This is a genomic window from Curtobacterium sp. MCBA15_001, assembly GCF_001864835.1.
Classification (GTDB): domain Bacteria; phylum Actinomycetota; class Actinomycetes; order Actinomycetales; family Microbacteriaceae; genus Curtobacterium.
Genome location: NZ_MJGI01000012.1, coordinates 62,871 through 78,904 on the forward strand (window position 1 = coordinate 62,871; position 16,034 = coordinate 78,904).

At 70.3% G+C, this 16,034-nt stretch carries 14 protein-coding genes and 2 tRNA genes; 2 read left to right on the forward strand and 14 right to left on the reverse strand.

The annotated features are described in order from the left end of the window. Positions 1–84: 84 nt before the first annotated feature. On the forward strand, positions 85–1,329 hold the full coding sequence (locus BIU90_RS05905) for a beta-ketoacyl synthase (protein ID WP_071299311.1): 1,245 nt from the start codon (positions 85–87) through the stop codon (positions 1,327–1,329). A gap of 184 nt (positions 1,330–1,513) precedes the next feature. Here BIU90_RS05905 and BIU90_RS05910 read toward each other — a convergent pair whose 3' ends face one another. From BIU90_RS05910 to BIU90_RS05935, 6 genes are all read right to left on the reverse strand, one after another. Further along, positions 1,514–2,014 (reverse strand): DUF3145 domain-containing protein, encoded by a 501-nt coding sequence (locus BIU90_RS05910; RefSeq protein ID WP_083403752.1) that lies wholly within the window; start codon positions 2,012–2,014, stop codon positions 1,514–1,516. Between the two features lie 147 nt (positions 2,015–2,161). After that, positions 2,162–2,977: a DUF1684 domain-containing protein gene (locus BIU90_RS05915; RefSeq protein ID WP_071299312.1), complete on the reverse strand. Its 816-nt coding sequence runs from the start codon at positions 2,975–2,977 to the stop codon at positions 2,162–2,164. Further along, positions 2,974–4,077: an AI-2E family transporter gene (locus BIU90_RS05920; protein WP_254786956.1), complete on the reverse strand. Its 1,104-nt coding sequence runs from the start codon at positions 4,075–4,077 to the stop codon at positions 2,974–2,976. Before BIU90_RS05920 ends, BIU90_RS05915 begins: the two co-directional genes overlap by 4 nt. A gap of 94 nt (positions 4,078–4,171) precedes the next feature. Beyond that, positions 4,172–4,246: transfer RNA gene (locus tag BIU90_RS05925), tRNA-Ile, on the reverse strand. 13 nt (positions 4,247–4,259) lie between these two features. Then, the gene (locus BIU90_RS05930; RefSeq protein ID WP_071299313.1) at positions 4,260–5,462 is read right to left on the reverse strand and encodes a glycosyltransferase; all 1,203 of its coding nucleotides are present in this window, start codon (positions 5,460–5,462) and stop codon (positions 4,260–4,262) included. 208 nt (positions 5,463–5,670) lie between these two features. Next, positions 5,671–6,588: a multidrug DMT transporter permease gene (locus tag BIU90_RS05935; RefSeq protein WP_083403744.1), complete on the reverse strand. Its 918-nt coding sequence runs from the start codon at positions 6,586–6,588 to the stop codon at positions 5,671–5,673. Between the two features lie 39 nt (positions 6,589–6,627). On the opposite strand from BIU90_RS05935, the gene def reads away from it, so the two are divergent. Further along, on the forward strand, positions 6,628–7,203 hold the full coding sequence (def, locus tag BIU90_RS05940; RefSeq protein ID WP_071299314.1) for a peptide deformylase: 576 nt from the start codon (positions 6,628–6,630) through the stop codon (positions 7,201–7,203). 42 nt (positions 7,204–7,245) lie between these two features. On the opposite strand, the gene BIU90_RS05945 is transcribed toward def, so the two are convergent. From BIU90_RS05945 to BIU90_RS05980, 8 genes are all read right to left on the reverse strand, one after another. Beyond that, the gene (locus tag BIU90_RS05945; RefSeq protein ID WP_071299315.1) at positions 7,246–7,734 is read right to left on the reverse strand and encodes a hypothetical protein; all 489 of its coding nucleotides are present in this window, start codon (positions 7,732–7,734) and stop codon (positions 7,246–7,248) included. 126 nt (positions 7,735–7,860) lie between these two features. Beyond that, positions 7,861–7,933 (reverse strand) — tRNA-Asn (locus BIU90_RS05950). Positions 7,934–8,036: 103 nt separating this feature from the next. Then, positions 8,037–9,047 carry a D-isomer specific 2-hydroxyacid dehydrogenase family protein gene (locus BIU90_RS05955; RefSeq protein ID WP_083403745.1) on the reverse strand — a complete coding sequence of 337 codons (1,011 nt, stop codon included), beginning with the start codon at positions 9,045–9,047 and terminating at the stop codon, positions 8,037–8,039. An 11-nt stretch (positions 9,048–9,058) separates the two neighbouring features. Then, positions 9,059–10,018 (reverse strand): ATP-binding cassette domain-containing protein, encoded by a 960-nt coding sequence (locus BIU90_RS05960; protein ID WP_071299316.1) that lies wholly within the window; start codon positions 10,016–10,018, stop codon positions 9,059–9,061. Between the two features lie 171 nt (positions 10,019–10,189). Continuing rightward, positions 10,190–11,860, reverse strand: a complete 1,671-nt coding sequence (locus BIU90_RS05965) for an ABC transporter ATP-binding protein (RefSeq protein WP_071299317.1) — start codon at positions 11,858–11,860, stop codon at positions 10,190–10,192. Continuing rightward, positions 11,857–12,843 (reverse strand): ABC transporter permease, encoded by a 987-nt coding sequence (locus BIU90_RS05970; protein WP_071299318.1) that lies wholly within the window; start codon positions 12,841–12,843, stop codon positions 11,857–11,859. Before BIU90_RS05970 ends, BIU90_RS05965 begins: the two co-directional genes overlap by 4 nt. A 2-nt stretch (positions 12,844–12,845) precedes the next feature. Continuing rightward, positions 12,846–13,940, reverse strand: a complete 1,095-nt coding sequence (locus tag BIU90_RS05975) for an ABC transporter permease (RefSeq protein WP_071299379.1) — start codon at positions 13,938–13,940, stop codon at positions 12,846–12,848. Positions 13,941–14,012: 72 nt separating this feature from the next. After that, a complete protein-coding gene (locus BIU90_RS05980; RefSeq protein ID WP_071299319.1) occupies positions 14,013–15,647 on the reverse strand; it encodes an ABC transporter substrate-binding protein in 1,635 nt (544 codons plus the stop codon). Positions 15,648–16,034 lie beyond the last annotated feature (387 nt).

Below are 16,034 nucleotides of genomic sequence, written 5' to 3' on the forward strand. Positions count from 1 at the left end.
CCTGAGCGCCGCGGTCCGGCCCGGCCTGTCCGGTCCCGGGCTGCGGCGCTCGTCATGTCCACCTCAGCAGAAACCAGTCGTTCCATGACCAACAAGACCGTCGTCGTCACCGGGATCGGTGCGATCTCCCCCCTTGCCGCGACCGCCTCGGCGACCTGGGACGCCCTGCTCGCAGGCCAGTCCGGCATCTCCAGGATCGAAGACCCGCGGTTCGCCGAGCTCGAACTGCCCGTGGAGTTCGCCGGCCAGGCGCGCCACTGGATCACCGACCAGCTCACCCGCCCCGAGACCAAGCGTCTCGACCCGTCCTCGCAGCTGTCGCTCATCGCTGCGCGCGAAGCCTGGGCCGACGCTGGCATCGACAACGAGACCGTGGTCCCGGAGCGGCTCATCGTCGACTGGGCGACCGGCATCGGCGGCGTCAACACGCTGCTCGACGCCTGGGACACCCTGCGTGAGCGTGGTCCGCGTCGCGTGCTGCCGATGACCGTCCCGATGCTCATGGCGAACGGCCCGGCCGCTGCGATCGAGATGGAGTTCGGCGCCCGTGGTGGCGCCCGCACGTACCTGTCCGCCTGCGCGTCCTCGACCGAGTCACTGGCCGAGGCGTACCGCCACGTGGCCACCGGAGAAGCGGACATCGTCATCGCCGGTGGAGCCGAAGCAGCGCTGCACCCGATGCCGCTCGCGTCGTTCGCCGCGATGCAGGCCCTGTCGCGCCGCAACGACTCCCCCGAGACCGCCTCGCGTCCGTACGACGTCACGCGCGACGGCTTCGTGCTCGCGGACGGCGCCGCTGCGCTGATCCTCGAGACGAAGGAGCACGCCGAGGCCCGTGGCGCGAAGATCTACGCCGAGGTCGCCGGTGCCGGCATCACCTCGGACGCGTTCCACATCACCGCGCCCGACCCCGAGGGCAGCGCCGCCGCTCGAGCCGTCCTGATGGCGCTCGAGCACGCCGGCGCCTCGCGCGAGGACGTCGTCCACGTCAACGCGCACGCCACCTCGACGCCCGTCGGGGACATCGCCGAGTACCACGCGATGCGCCGGGTCTTCGGCGACCACCTCGACTCGGTCGTGGTCTCGGCCACCAAGGCGTCGACCGGGCACCTGCTCGGAGGTGCCGGTGCGCTCGAGGCGATGTTCACCGTCCTCGCCCTGCACGAGCGCGTGGCGCCGCCGACGATCAACCTCACCGAGCAGGACCCGGAGATCGTGATGGACGTCGCGACCGCGCCGCGCGAGCTGCCGGCGGGCGACCTGCTTGCAGTGAGCAACTCGTTCGGCTTCGGCGGGCACAACGCCGTCGTCGCGTTCCGCTCGGCCTGACACCGTTCAGCCAGGAGGCCCGTCCCGCGTCCGCGGGGCGGGCCTCCGTCCGTCCCGTGGTCCGTCGTCCCGTGGTCGCGTCCCCATCACGAAAGCGACAGTTCCCCGCCGGTGATCAGCGGGGAACTGTCGCTTTCGCAGAGGTGTCGGAGCCTGAGAGCGCCGAACTGTCGCTTTCGCGGGGTCAGCCGACGCGGTGGAGCCAGACGACGGGGTTGCCCTCGGCAGCGTGGCGGAACGGCTCGAGCTCGTCGTCCCAGGCCTGACCGAGCGCCAGACGGAGTTCCCGGTGGAGTTCGAGCGCGTTGCTGCCGGCGACCTCCATGGCGTAGCGGACCCGGTCCTCGGGCACGACCATGTTGCCGGTGACGTCCGTCTGCGCGTAGAACACACCGAGGTCCGGCGTGTGCATCCACCGGCCGCCGTCGGATGCTCCCGTGGGTTCCTCGGTGACCTCGTAGCGCAGGTGCTCCCACCCGCGGAGCGCCGAGGCGATCGCGGCACCGGTGCCGATCGCGCCGGTCCAGGTGAACTCAGTGCGGCGTGCGCCGTCCTGCGCGGGCTGATCGAGCCAGGAGAAGTTCACGGCACGACTCATCGCGCGACCTGCTGCCCATTCGACATGGGGGCAGAGCGCGCGGGGAGAGGAGTGCACGTAGAGCACTCCTGACGCAGTCCCGGTCATGGTTCCTCCGATCATCAGGTGCGACTTCCCCATCGACCTGTGCTGGAGTCCCACGAGACGCGGACCATCGGTATGCGATTGTGATGTCCTGACGGACAGGCCCATTATGCAGGCTGCTCGCTGGGAACGGCAAGGCCGCGACCGCGATCAGTGGAAGACGGCTCCGTCGACGTCGATCGGGTGTCGCTCCCCCGCCCGGATCGGCACGCTCATGCGGTTCGACACCGGTGGGATCGGGCACGCGAACTGGTACGAGAACGCGCACGGCGGCAGGACCAGGCGGTTCCAGTCGAGCTCGACGTCCGCTTCGGCACCCGGGTCGTCGATGAACAGGAAGCGTCCCATCGAGTACGAGCTGTCGGGGTCGGTCTCCGGCAGCACACTCGTGCCGTCCTGCACGATGAGCTGCAGGCGTGCGGCACCCTCGAACGGGGCCGACCGCACCGCGACGAGCTCGACGACCACCCCGTCGACGCTGGTCGTCACGGTGCCAGCGACCTCGAGCGGATCGCCCGCGGCGTCGAGGACGTGACCAGGGGCTTCCTGGCCGCCCACGGGCACGTAGTTGCCGGTGGTGACGGACGCGTCGGACGACGGGAACCGGTCGATGCGGGCGAAGCGCGCGATCGCATCGGATGCCGCATCCCAGACCCGCAGGGTGTGGCTGCCGGCCGACGCGGCGACCGTGCCCACCATGCCGTCCGGGAACGACAGGCTCGACGCCACCACGGCGTCGTCCCCCGCCACCAGGACCGTTCCGTCCACCGGGATGCCGTCGACCACGACGCCGTCGTCAGCGGTGGCGGTCACCGTCAACCCACCGACCGCTGGCGCCCACTGACCGGGAACCGGCCAGACCTGCTGCGGTTGGTCGACGCGCTGGGCCGTGACGAGCGCCAGGGGGCCGCGCGGGCTACGGGCCCACCGCTCACGGGCAGCCGCTGCGTCCGTCGGGTCGCTCACGCCTGTTCCTGGCGGGGGTAGATGACCTTCTGCACGATGATGATGACGGACGCGGCGACCGGGACGGCGACGAGCGCACCGAGCACACCGCCGATCGTCGCGCCGGCGATCGCGGCGATCACCACGAGCGCACCGGGGACTTGCACGGCTCGCGACATGATCCGTGGTGAGATCACGTACGACTCCACCTGCATGTAGACCAGGTAGTAGATCGCGGCGGCGAGGGCGGTGGCCGGCGAGGCGAACAGGCAGAGCAGCGAGATCACGATCGCGGCGCTGAGCGTCCCGACGAGCGGGATGAGCGAACCCATGAACGCGAAGGTCGCCAGGAGCACGGGCAGCGGGGCGCCGATGATGAGCAGGAAGACCAGGCTGAGCACGCCGTTGATGCCGGCCTGGCTGATCTGCCCGACGACGTAGCGGCCGACGGAGGACGTGACCTCTTCGCTGACGTCGATGTAGTTCTGGCGACGCGACGCCGGCACGAAGCGGTACATCATCCGCTTCAAGCCCCGCATCGACGCCAGGAAGTAGAGCATCAGGATCAGCACGATCAGGGCGCCGGTGAGCCCGGAGAGGATGCCGCTGCCCACCGCGAGGATGCCGCCGCCGAGGCTGAGCAGGTTGCCGGGGTCCTCGACGAAGGTCTGCACGGACTGCAGCGCGTGGTCCACGTCGAACGACCCGGCGAACTGCTGGGAGAGGTCCTGCACCCACTCCAGCTTCGACACGTTCTGCACGATGTCGGGGAAGTTCTGCACGAGGTTCGTCGCCTGCTGGATGAGGATCGGCACGACGGCGAACACCACGCCCGCGAAGCCCGCGAGCACGGTGACGACGACGGCCAGGATCGCGAGCCAGCGCGGGACGTAGCGCTCGAGGAACGTCACCAGCGGGTCGAGGCCGAGCGCGATGAACAGTGCCACGCCGATGTAGACGAGCACGGTCGAGAGCTGGCCGACGAGGGAGCCGGCGAGCAGCGCCAGGAGCACGCCGATGCCGCCCATGAAGCCGATGCGGAAGGCGTTCACGCGCACGCCGGCTGACCCCGGGGACGCCTCGAACGTCACGTTCGGGGTGGGGCCTTGGCTGTCGGCCACGTCTCGGCCGTGGCTCTTGTTCTTGCGTCGCAGGTGCACGTGGGGCGGGCCGGCCTTTCGGATCATCTCGGACCCGCGCTGGGTCACGACTACGTGGGGCGGGCGGGACTCGAACCCGCGGATCGTTCCGTTATGAGCAGACTGCCTTGACCAGCTTGGCTACCGCCCCTCGCCGGGAGCCCTCAGGCCACCGGTTCCCCACGATACAGCGCCTCGAACGTCGAGAGCGTGCGGTTGATGTCGTGTGCCTCGATCATCGTCAGGCTGCGGGCGCGCATGGCGGAGTAGTCCTCGTCGGACGCGGTCAGCACCTGCGTGAGCTTGTCCGCCAGGTCTCGCTCGCTGCCCGGGGTGAACAGGTACCCGTTGCCGTCGATCAGGTGCGGCAGCGCCATCGAGTCGGCGGCGACGACGGGGAGCCCGGACGCCATCGCCTCGAGCGACGAGATGCTCTGCAGTTCGGCGGTCGAGGGCATCGCGAACACGGTGCCGTTCGTCAGGGCCCGGAACTTGACCTCGTCCGACACGAAGCCCAGGAAGTGCACCCGGTCCTCGATGCCGAGCTCCTTCGCCAGGGCCGTCAGCTTCGGCACCATCTCGCCGTCACCGACGATGGTGATGGTGGCGTGGAGCTCCGACGGCAGCAGCGCGACGGCCCGGAACAGCACGTCCAGGTTCTTCTCCGGAGCCAGTCGCCCGACGAAGACGATGTCGTTCGTGGCGGGGCGCCCCTCGCGAGCGAGGTAGTGCGAGGCGTCGATGCCGCACGAGATCGCCAGCACCCGCTGCCCGGCGATGGCCTTGCGGAGGTAGTCGGCGGCCAGGTTCGTCGGCGTGGAGATGACGTCGGCCAGACGGTAGGTCTTGGCGGCGTCGTTCCAGGCGATCTTCAGCGCCAGCGGCAGCGTGAAGCGCCCGAACGGCGTGTACTCCAGCAGGTTCTCGGGCATGAAGTGGTTCGTGGCGATGATCCGGATGCCACGGTCGTGCGCTTCGCGGGCGACGCCACGGCCGACGATGATGTGCGACTGGATGTGCACGACGTCGGGCTTGAAGGCGTCGATGATCGGCGCGACGTGCTTGCGGACGGTCCACGGCCACGCGAAGCGCAGCCAGGCGTGCAACGGCCACTTGTACGACGGCAGGCGGTGCACGACGAGCGTGACCCCGTGCAGTTCTTCGTCGTACGTGCCGTGGTGCCGGTTGGCCGCCGGCGCGATGATGTGGACCTCGTGCCCGCGCTGCGCGAGGCCGACGGCCAGCTGCTCGGTGAAGGTCGCTGCGCCGTTGATGTCCGGGGCGAACGTGTCCGCCGCGATGAGCACCCGGAGTGGCCTGTGCTCGGCCGGGTGGTCGAGCGGGGTGGGGGTGGCGTCTCCTGACACGGCGGGCGTCGTCCTCTCCTGGGCCTTCGTCCGGTCCCCGCCGCTGGCGCAGGTACCGGCCTGGTCTGGGTGTGCAAGCGGGCTGGTCTGGGTGTGGAACGCTACCGTACGCCGCTCGGGCACCGGATCCGCCGCGCGGCTGACGTCGCACCCTGCCAGCGAAGGACGTTCCCGCGGCCCCGCCGGGCCGACGACTCCACAGCCCGCGTCAGCGGCGCGCGGCCTCGGGGTGGTGCTTGGCGAGCAGGAAGACCCCGGTGACCGCGATGGCCGCGGCGACCACGAAGCCGAGCACCGCGATGCCGGGCGCCCCTTGGGCTTCACCGAGCACGATCACGCCGATGCCGACCGCGACGATCGGGTCGACCACCGTCAGCCCGGCGATCACCAGGTCGGCGGACCCGGTGGAGTACGCGTTCTGCACGAAGTACCCGCCCAGCGCCGCCGCGACGACGACCCCGACGATCGCCAGGACGGTCACCCAGTCGAAGGTGTGGTTGACGAACCGGTTCAACGCGACCTTCGCCAGCGTTGCGACGAACCCGTAGAGCACCCCGGCGCCGATGATGTAGTACAGCGCGCTCTTGCGCTTCGCGACGAACCGGAACGTGAGCAGCACCAGCGTCAGCACGACGGCCAGGATGACGAGCACGGTGATGAGCTGCGGCCGGGTGATCGCGCTCTCACGCCCGACGAAGGCGGCGATCAGGACGAAGATCCCGACACCGATGATGCACGTCCAAACGGCCCGTCGGGCTCGCTGCCCGAGCGGGATGCCCGAGGCCCGCGAGGAGAACCACGTCGTGATCACGAGGGCGACCGCACCCAGCGGTTGCACGACGATGAGCGGGGCGTTCGTGATGCTGATGAGCTGCAGCACCACCGCGATCCCGAGCATGAGCGTGCCGAGCACCCAGTAGCCACTGCCGAGCAGCGCCATGACGTGTCCGAGGCTCAGGCCCTTCGACTGCTTGCCGAGCTTCGCCTCGACCCGCTTGACCCCACGCGCCTGGAACTGCGCGCCGAGCGACAGGAACACGGCCCCGATCAGGGCGACCGGGATCATCAGCGCCTGGAAGGGCGTCAGGTTGCTCACTGCCGCGGGCAGCTGGAGGTCCGGCGTCACGCGTCGAGGCTAGCCGACACGGCCGGATAACCTGGGTGAATGGCCGTCCTCCCGATCCGGATCACCGGTGAACCCGTCCTGCACGACCCCGCGACCGAGGTCACCGACTTCGACGACGCACTCCGCACCCTGGTGGCGGACATGTTCGAGACGATGGACCTGGCGCCGGGCGTCGGGTTGGCCGGCCCGCAGGTCGGCGTCGGCAAGCGGCTGTTCGTGTACTCGTACGTCGATGAGGCCGAGGTGCACTGGCGCGGCGTCGCGATCAACCCGGTCCTGTGGATCACTTCCCCGGAACCCGAGTCGGTGGAGGAGCTCGACGAGGACGAGGAGTCCGAGGGCTGCCTCTCGATCCCTGGTCTGCGCTTCCCGCTCCGTCGGTCCGAGGGCGCACTGCTCCGAGCGTTCGACGAGCACGGTGAGCCCTTCGAGATCGAGGCGCACGGCTGGCTCGCGCGGGTCTTCCAGCACGAGTACGACCACCTCGACGGCCTGCTGTACGCCGATCGTCTGGTGCACCCGTACGCCAAGCAGGTGCAGAAGGCCGTCAAGAAGACCAGCTGGGGCGGGCCCGGTCAGTCCTGGCTGCCTGGTCGCGACCACCCCGAGGGCTGACGACCCGCAGACGGGACAGAACGACCGGACGGGAGGCCCGGCTCAGCCCCGCCAGGCCGCCAGCGCGTCCCGCAGGTGGTCCATCGCCGGGTGCCCCGGACAGTACAACGCCAGGCCGTCGGCCAGCAGCGCTGCCTGCTCGTCGGCGATGCCCGTCGTCCACGGAGTGCCCTCGGTGCGGGTGCACACGGTCGCCAGTTCTTCGAGCGTCGCCGTGCCCTCGGTCGCAGCGACGGCCGCACCCTGCTGCTCGGACATCTCCGTCCCGGTGATGCGCTTGGCACGGCACCCGGTGCTGGCGTCCTCCCAGACGGCGGAGTAGGTCGTGTAGGTCTCGGTCCGGGTGGAGTCGCCGGTGGCGCACACGAACGCGAAGACGATCGGCGCCGAGCCCGACGGGGTGACGTCGGTCGAGGTCGCAGTCTCGAGTCCGTCGTCCGGTTCCGACTCCCCGGCGGCCGAACAGCCCACGAGGATCGCTGCCGCAGCGAGGCAGAGCGCTGCGGAGACGGATCGGCGGACGGCGTGCACCTGTGAACGCTAACAGCTTGCGCCAGGGTACTGGCTGCGAGATCCGGACACACGGCGGACGCCCGCCCCAACGACGAAGGCCCCCACCCGGAAGGGTGAGGGCCTCGTGCACGTGAGGAGCGTGTGCTCCCCGAGTTGGACTCGAACCAACAACCTGCCGGTTAACAGCCGGCTGCTCTGCCAATTGAGCTATCGAGGATCAGCTGCCGTTCCGGACGAACCGGTCTGGACAACGCACACGAGCATAGCAGGCAATCGGAGCCCGCCGACGCATCGGCCGCGCAGCCCGGGCGTGCCGCGGGTCAGTACCCGGCAACCGGGTCGACCACGCCGACGAAGCCCTCGCCCGCACCGCCGAGGAACGCCGTCACGTTCAGCCGGACCCGCTCAGCGAGGAGCGGCTCGACCATCTCCGGCGTGTCGGCCTGGTGCGGCGTGATGACCGCGCCCGGCGTCGTCCACAGCGGGTGTCCGTCGGGCAGGGGTTCCGGGTCGGTGACGTCGACGCCCGCGCCCGCGATCCCGCCCGATTCCAGGGCCGCCACCAGGGCATCGGTGTCGACGAGCCCGCCGCGGGCGATGTTCACGAGTCGGGCCGAGGGCTTCATGAGCTCGAACTGCTCCGGGCCGAAGAGCTTCGCCGTGCCCGAGGTCATCGCCGCCGCGATCATCACCACGTCGGCGTCGGGCAGGACCCGGTCGAGCTCGTCGGTGGTCACGGTGCGTGCCGCGCCGGGCACGGGCTCCGGGGACCGTCGGACGACCGTGACGTCCACGTCGAAGGGGGCGAGCAGCCGCAGGTACTCGAGCGCGATCCCGCCCGCGCCGACGACGACGACCCGACGGCCGTACAGCGACACGCCCTCGGGCTCGGTCGCCCACGAGGACACCCGCGCACGCTTCGGCAGCACCCGCAGCGTGGCGAGCGTCAGCGCGAGGGCGTGCTCGGCGACGGGTTCGGCGTAGGCGCCCTTGGCGGAGGTGAACAGCACGGTGTCGCCGTGCGCCCCGATCAGGTCGGCGAAGGCGTCGACACCGGCGAACGGCAACTGTACCCACGTGACGCTCGGCGCAGCGTCCAGGGCGTCCTGCAGGCCGGCGGGGTCGCGGGGGTCGAGCCAGACGATCCCCCGGGTGTCGCCGTCGAGCGCGGCGACCGTGCCACCGGCGCCCTGGACGGCGGACACGTGCAGGTCGGCCGGACGCGGCAGGATCGCGATCGGACCCGGGGTCGGCGGTGCCACGGGCAGCGGCGCCCCGGCGTCGGTGACGACGGCTCGGTGGCCGCGGGGCTGGACGTCGGTGTCGGTCACGCGTTCTCCTGTCAGGGACGACGAGCGCCGGGTCCGGCGCTCGGGGTCGTGGGGTCGGCCGCCGTGGCGCGAGCAGCGGCAGCGCGACCGGGGGCTGCTCCGGCAGCGGATCGGCGCGGCGGGGCGGTGGCACCCCCGGGGCGCTTCACCGGGCGGGCCGCGGTCGCCGCGAGCGTCCGCACGTAGGGGTCGACGGGACTGTCGAGGACCTCGTCGAAGGTGCCGAGTCCGACCAGGCGACCCTCGTTCATCACGGCGACCCGGTCGGCCAGCGCACGGGCCTCACGCAGGTCGCTCGACACGACGACCGCTGAGAACTGTCGGTTGCGCTGCAGGCTCGCCAGCGCCTCGAGCACGGCCTGGCGCACGAGCACGTCGACGCCACGGGCCGGCTCGTCGGCGACGAGCAGCTGGGGTTCGAGGACGAGGGACTGCGCGAGCGCGACCCGCTGCCGCTGCCCGCTCGAGAGCTCCCACGTGTTCAGGCGCATCACGCCGAGCGGCAGGTGCACCGCGTCGACGAGCCGCGCGACGATGAGCCCGGCTTCCTTCCGGTCGAAGCGACGGTCGCGGGCGTAGATCGGCTCGGCGATCGCCTCGCCGACGGTCAGGTCCGGGCTCAGCCGGTCGGCGGCGTCCTGCGAGAGGTACCCGATGCGCCCGGTCAGGCGTGCAAGGCGGCGGGAGGACGGGCGGAGCCCGCGCATCCGCTGCCCGAGCACCGTCAACTCGCCGCCGACGATGTGCCGGCGGTGTGCCCCGTCGCCCTCGCCCCGCGCCCCGAGCTGTCCGGCGACGGCGGCGGCGAAGCTCGACTTGCCCGAGCCGGACTCCCCCAGCACCGCCAGGATCTCGCCGCTCCGCACCGTCAGGCTGACGCCGCCGACGGCGCGGATCGGGCGCGACCCCGGCACGCGGTACTCGATGGACACGTCGTCCGCGACGACCGCCGGGTCGTTCAGCCCGATCATGGAACCCCTTCCGCACCGCCCCCTGGCGGTGCAGCGCGGACCGTGAGGGGTCCGCGCGACGTACGTCGTGCTGTGGGCTGCCGGTCTGGAGGCGCGACCTGCGTCGTGTGACGTGGGTCGCGCCTCCTGACCGAACCGGTCCGTGACCGCGCCCTGCGGATCGCAGGGGCGTCAGGAACCGGCCTGCGCCAGTCGCTCCAGCGTACGCCGTCGCTCGGCCTGCTCGGTGGGGTCGGGCACCGGCAACGACGCCAGCAGGCGCTGGGTGTACGGGTGCTGCGGGGCCCCGAGCACCTCGGCGGTCGTCCCCGTCTCCACCAGGTCGCCCCGGTAGAGCACGGCGATCCGGTCGGACAGCGCACCGACGACGGCCAGGTCGTGGCTGATGAACAGCGACGCGAAGCCGAAGTCCTGCTGCAGCTCGAGGAAGAGCTCGAGCACCCGCGCCTGGACCGACACGTCGAGCGCACTCGTCGGTTCGTCGGCTATGAGCAGCTTCGGCCGGAGCGCGAGCGACCGGGCGAGCGAGGCGCGCTGGCGCTGCCCACCCGAGAGCTCGTGCGGGTACCGGTCCCCGTACGCGGCGGGGAGCTGCACCGCCTCCATCAGCTCGTCGACCTGCTTGCGAGCAGCACGCGGCGACGGTGCGACACCGTGGACGACGAGCGGTTCCGCGACGCACTCGGCGATCGTCAGCAGCGGGTTGAACGAGGTCGCCGGGTCCTGGAACACGAACCCGATGTCCTTGCGCAGCCGCTTGAAGTCGCGTTCCCGGTACCCGAGCATCTCCGTGCCGAGCACCCGCAGCGACCCGCCGGTGATCTTCGTCAGCCCGGCGATCGCCCGACCGATCGTGGTCTTCCCGGAGCCGGACTCCCCCACGAGTCCGAGCACCTCGCCCGGACGGATCGCCAGGTCGACGCCCTTGACCGCCTTGAACGCGGGTGCACCGAGTCGACCCGGGTACTCGATCTCGAGCGCCTTCGCCTCGACGACGGGTGCGACGTCCTCGGTGATGATCGCGCGACGTGCCGTGCCGGTCGACGCCTCGAGACGGGGCACCGCGGCGAGCAGGCGCTTGGTGTAGTCCGCCTGCGGGTTCCCGAACAGTTCGGCGACCGGCGCTTCCTCGACGACCTCGCCCTGGTACATCACGGCGACGCGGTCGGCCAGGTCGGCGACGACGCCCATGTTGTGGGTGATGATCACGATCGCCGCGCCGAACTCGTCGCGGCAGCGGCGGAGCAGGTCGAGGATCTCGGCCTGCACCGTGACGTCCAACGCCGTCGTCGGTTCGTCGGCGATGATCACGCTCGGCTCGAGCGCGAGCGCACTGGCGATGACCACGCGCTGCTTCTGCCCGCCGGAGAACTGGTGCGGGTAGTGGTCGACGCGGGTCTCCGGGTCGGGGATGCCGACGCGGCGCAGGTACTCGATCGCCGTCGCACGGGCCTGCTTCTTCGAGACACCGCCGTGCGCCCGGAGGCCTTCGGCGATCTGCCACCCGACCGTGAAGACGGGGTTCAGCGCCGTGGAGGGCTCCTGGAACACCATCGCGCCGGCGGTCCCGCGCAGGTCGCGGAGCTTCTGCGACCCGACGGTCACGACGTCGGTGCCGTCGAGCAGCACCGCGCCCCCGAGGGTGGCCGTCTCGGGCATCAGCCGCAGCATGCTCCGCGCGGTCACGGACTTGCCGGACCCGGACTCGCCGACGAGCGCCAGGACCTCGCCGGGGCGGACGTCGAGGCTGACGCCCTTGACCGCGTCGACGGCACCGCCGTCGGTCGCGAACGTGACCGTCAGGTCGTCGACCACGACGACCGGCTGGGTGTCGGCGCTCATGCTGCTGCCCCTTCCGTCTTCCTGGTGGAGACCAGCTGCTTCAGCCGCCGGCGTGCACGCAGGCGGGGGTCGGAGATGTCGTTGAGGCTCTCGCCGATGAACGTGACACCGAGGACGAGCACCACGATCGCGACACCCGGGTAGACGCCGGTCCACCAGACGCCCGACGCCACGTCGGACAGCGCGCGGCTGAGGTCGTAGCCCCACTCGGCGCCGGCGGTCGGACCGATGCCGAAGCCCAGGAAGCCCAGACCCGCCAGCGTCAGGATCGCGTCGCTCGCGTTGAGCGTCAGGATCAGCGGCAGGCTGCGGGTCGAGTTCCGCAGCACGTGGCGGGTCATGATGCGCCACGGGTTCGAGCCGATGACGCGTGCCGACTCGACGAACGCGTCGTTCTTCAGGCGGACGGCCTCGGCGCGGACCACGCGGAAGTACTGCGGCACGTAGACCACGGTGATCGAGATCGCCGCGGCCGTGATGCCGCCGTAGTAGCTCGAGTTGCCACCGGAGACCACGATCGAGACGACGATCGCGAGCAGCAGCGACGGGAACGCGTAGATCGCGTCGGCGACGACGACCAGGATCCGGTCGAGCCACCCGCCGATGTAGCCGGACACCATGCCCAGCAGGACACCGACGATGATCGAGACGACCACGGCGACGATCACGACGAGCACCGCGGTGCGGGTGCCGAACACGACGCGGCTGAACACGTCGAAGCCGCCGACTGTGGTGCCCCAGATGTGCTCGGCGCTCGGGGCACCGGTGCGGGGGAAGCTCGCGCCGTCGGCACCCTGCAGCTGGCCGAAGCCGTACGGGGCGATGAGCGGGGCGAACACGGCGACGAGCAGGTACACGGCGCAGATGACCACGCCGACGATGAGCATCGCGCGCTGCCAGCCGGTGCTCTTGCGCAGCTGGACGACGACGGGGAGCCGCTTCCAGAGCGGCTCGTGGCGGTCGACGAGGGTGACGTCGGACATCGTCAGAACCTCACTCTCGGGTCGATGAGCGCGGCGACGACGTCGACCACGAAGTTGGTGACGGCGACGATCACCGCGAGCATCGCTACGATGCCCTGGACGGCGACGAAGTCGCGGGCCGACAGGTACTGGTTCAGCTCGAAGCCGAGCCCGCGCCACCCGAAGGTGGTCTCGGTCAGGACGGATCCGCCGAGCAGCATCGCGATCTGGAGGCCCATCACGGTGATGATCGGCACGAGGGCGGGACGGAACGCGTGCGTCCGGACGAGCCGTGATTCACGGACCCCGCGCGAGCGGGCCGCGTCGACGTACTCCGACCCGAGCGAGCCGATCATGTTCGCGCGCACGAGCCGCAGGAAGATGCCGGCCGTCAGCAGCCCGAGCGTCAGCGCCGGCAGCACCGCGTGCGAGAGCACGTCGGCGATGATCTGCCCGTTGCCGGTGCGGATCGCGTCGATGATGTAGACGCCGGTGGGGTTGTCGATCCGGTCGAGCAACAGCTCGGCGCGGGTCGAGGCGCGGTCGCCGAGCGGGAGCCAGCCGAGCCACACCGAGAAGACGAGCTTGAGCAGCAGGCCGCCGAAGAACACCGGCGTCGCGTAGGTCAGGATCGCGAGCGCGCGCAGCAGCACGTCGGGCCACTTGTCACGCAGGTACGCGGCGAGCATGCCGAGCGGGATGCCGAGCACCAGCGCGACGACGAGGGCGTAGAACACCAGCTCCGCGGTCGCACCGCCGTACTGCAGGATGATCTCGGTCACCGGGCGGTTGTCGGTCACGGACGAACCGAAGTCCCCGCGGACGATCTGCCCGAGGTACTCCAGGTACTGGACGATCACCGGTCGGTCGTAGCCCGCGGCGTGCAGGCGCTCGGCGAGCTGCGTCGGGGTGAGGCGCCCGCCGACGCTGGCGGTGATCGGGTTCCCGATGACGCGCATCAGGAAGAACACGAGCGTCACCAGGATGAAGACGGTCGGGAAGATGAGCAGGAAGCGGACGACGATGTACCGACCGAGTCCGCCGCCGCCGTCGGCACGTCGCTGTGCCTGGGGCTTCGTGGGCTCCGTGTCGATCGCCTCGGGGTTCGTGAGGGTCACGGGGTGGGGTGCCTTTCGCATGACGCGAGCAAGGGGCGCTCCTTCTGGGAGCGCCCCTTGCCCGTCATCGGGTCACTTGGTGATGGTGCCGTAGCGGAACTTGAACGACGCGTCGAGCTCGACGCCCTTGACGTCCTTGCCGGCCACCGCGACCGACTTGCCCTGCAGCAGCGGCAAGGTCGAGATCTGCGAAGCCTGACGCTCCTGCGCCTGCTCGATGATGTCGGCCCGCTTGGTCTTGTCGGACTCCTCCTGCTCGTCGGCGATCAGCTTCTGGATCGTCGGGTCGTCGTAGTGGTTCTGCACGAAGTTGTCCTTCGTGAAGAACGGCGACAGGTAGTTGTCCGCGTCCGAGAAGTCCGGGAACCAACCGAGCTGGTACTCCGGGTAGGCGTCCTTCGTGCGCTCCGTGGCGTAGGTCGTGTAGACCGTGGACTGGATGTTCACGGTGAACAGGCCCGAGGCCTCGAGCTGCGACTTCAGCAGCGCGTACTCGTCGTCCGACGCCGAGCCGTAGTGGTCCGGTGCGTACTGGATGTTCAGCTCGATCTTGCCGCTGACGCCCGCGTCCGACAGGGTCTTCTTCGCCTTGTCGACGTCCGGAGCACCGTTGCCGTCGCCGTACATCGACTTGAACGGCGTCGCTGCACCCGTCAGGCCGTCCGGCACCATCGAGTAGACCGGCGTGTAGGTGTCGTTGTAGACCTCCTTGGCCAGGGCGCTGCGGTCGACGACGTCGGCCACGGCCTGGCGGACGGCCAGGGCCTTCGCCTCGTCGGCGTCGCTCTGCCCGGTGCCGAAGGGCTGGGTCTTGAAGTTGAAGACCACGTAGCGGATCTCGCCGCCGGGGCCGTCGATGACCTGGAGCTTGCTGTCCTTGCGGAGCGAGGCGATGTCGGTCGGCGTCAGGGAGCGGTACGCCACGTCGACGTCGCCCTTCTGCACGGCCAGCTTCAGGTCGGTCTCCTTGGTGAAGTACTGCCCCGTGACGTCCTTGGTCTTCGCCTTGTTCAGCACGCCGTCGTACTTCGGGTTCGCCTCGTACGAGATGAGGTCGTTCTCCTTGTACGTCTTGATGACGTACTGGCCCGCGAAGGCGTTGCCCTTGACGATGTCGTCGGCGCTGGTGAGCTTGTCGGCCGAGAAGACCTCTTCGTCGACGATCGGGCCGGCGGGGCTCGAGAGCACCTGCGGCCAGGTCTGGTCTGCGTGGTCGAGGTGGAACACGACCGTGGTGTCGTTCGGCGTGTCGATGCTCTTGAGGTTCGCGAGCAGCGACTGCGGGCCGTTCGGGTTGTTGATCTTGATCTCGCGGTTGAACGAGAACTTCACGTCGCTCGAGGTCAGCTTGTGCCCGTTTGCGAACTCGAGGCCCTTCTTGAGCGTCACCGTGTACGTCGTCGGGTCGGTGAACTCGGCCTTCGTGGCGATGTCCGGCTTGACGTCCGGGCTGCCCGTCGGGGTGTTCATCAGGAACGGGAACACCTGGTTCTGCACGGCGAACGAGCCGTTGTCGTAGGAGCCCGCCGGGTCGAGCGACGTGATCTTGTCGGTCGTGCCGATGATCAGGCCGTTCAGGTCGCCGGAGCCGCCGCTGCCGCCGCCCGCGCAGCCGGTGAGCACCAGCGCCGTCGCTGCTGCTCCGGCGCCGAGCGCGAGGGCGCGCTTTCCCCACGTGGCGCGGTGGTTCGTGAACACGGATGCCATGTCCGATGCCTCTCTGGTGGTGGTTACAGGTTCCCTGGACCGGAGATGGATCGACTGTGTGACCGGCCAGGGACACTCATTGAGAGACACCCTGCCACGGAACTCCGCCCGGCGGGGGCGATCTTGTTACACCGCTGTAACGCAACGGGCGCGCGCGTGGCGCATCATTCCGCCTGCGCATGGCGGCGCGTCGCGCAGCATCGTTGCGTCGTGCAACTCCGGCGCTTGGCGCGTGCGCGGGCGCGCTGCGGGCGCACCCACGGCCTCCCGTGCCGAGTCTCGGCCCGGCGGACGGTCCGCGACGTCCGGAAGCCGAGTCCTGTCCGCCACGGCGAGACTCGCCGGCCGGGAGGCGCGGTGCGGTCTGGCAGCGCCGGGCCCGGCGGG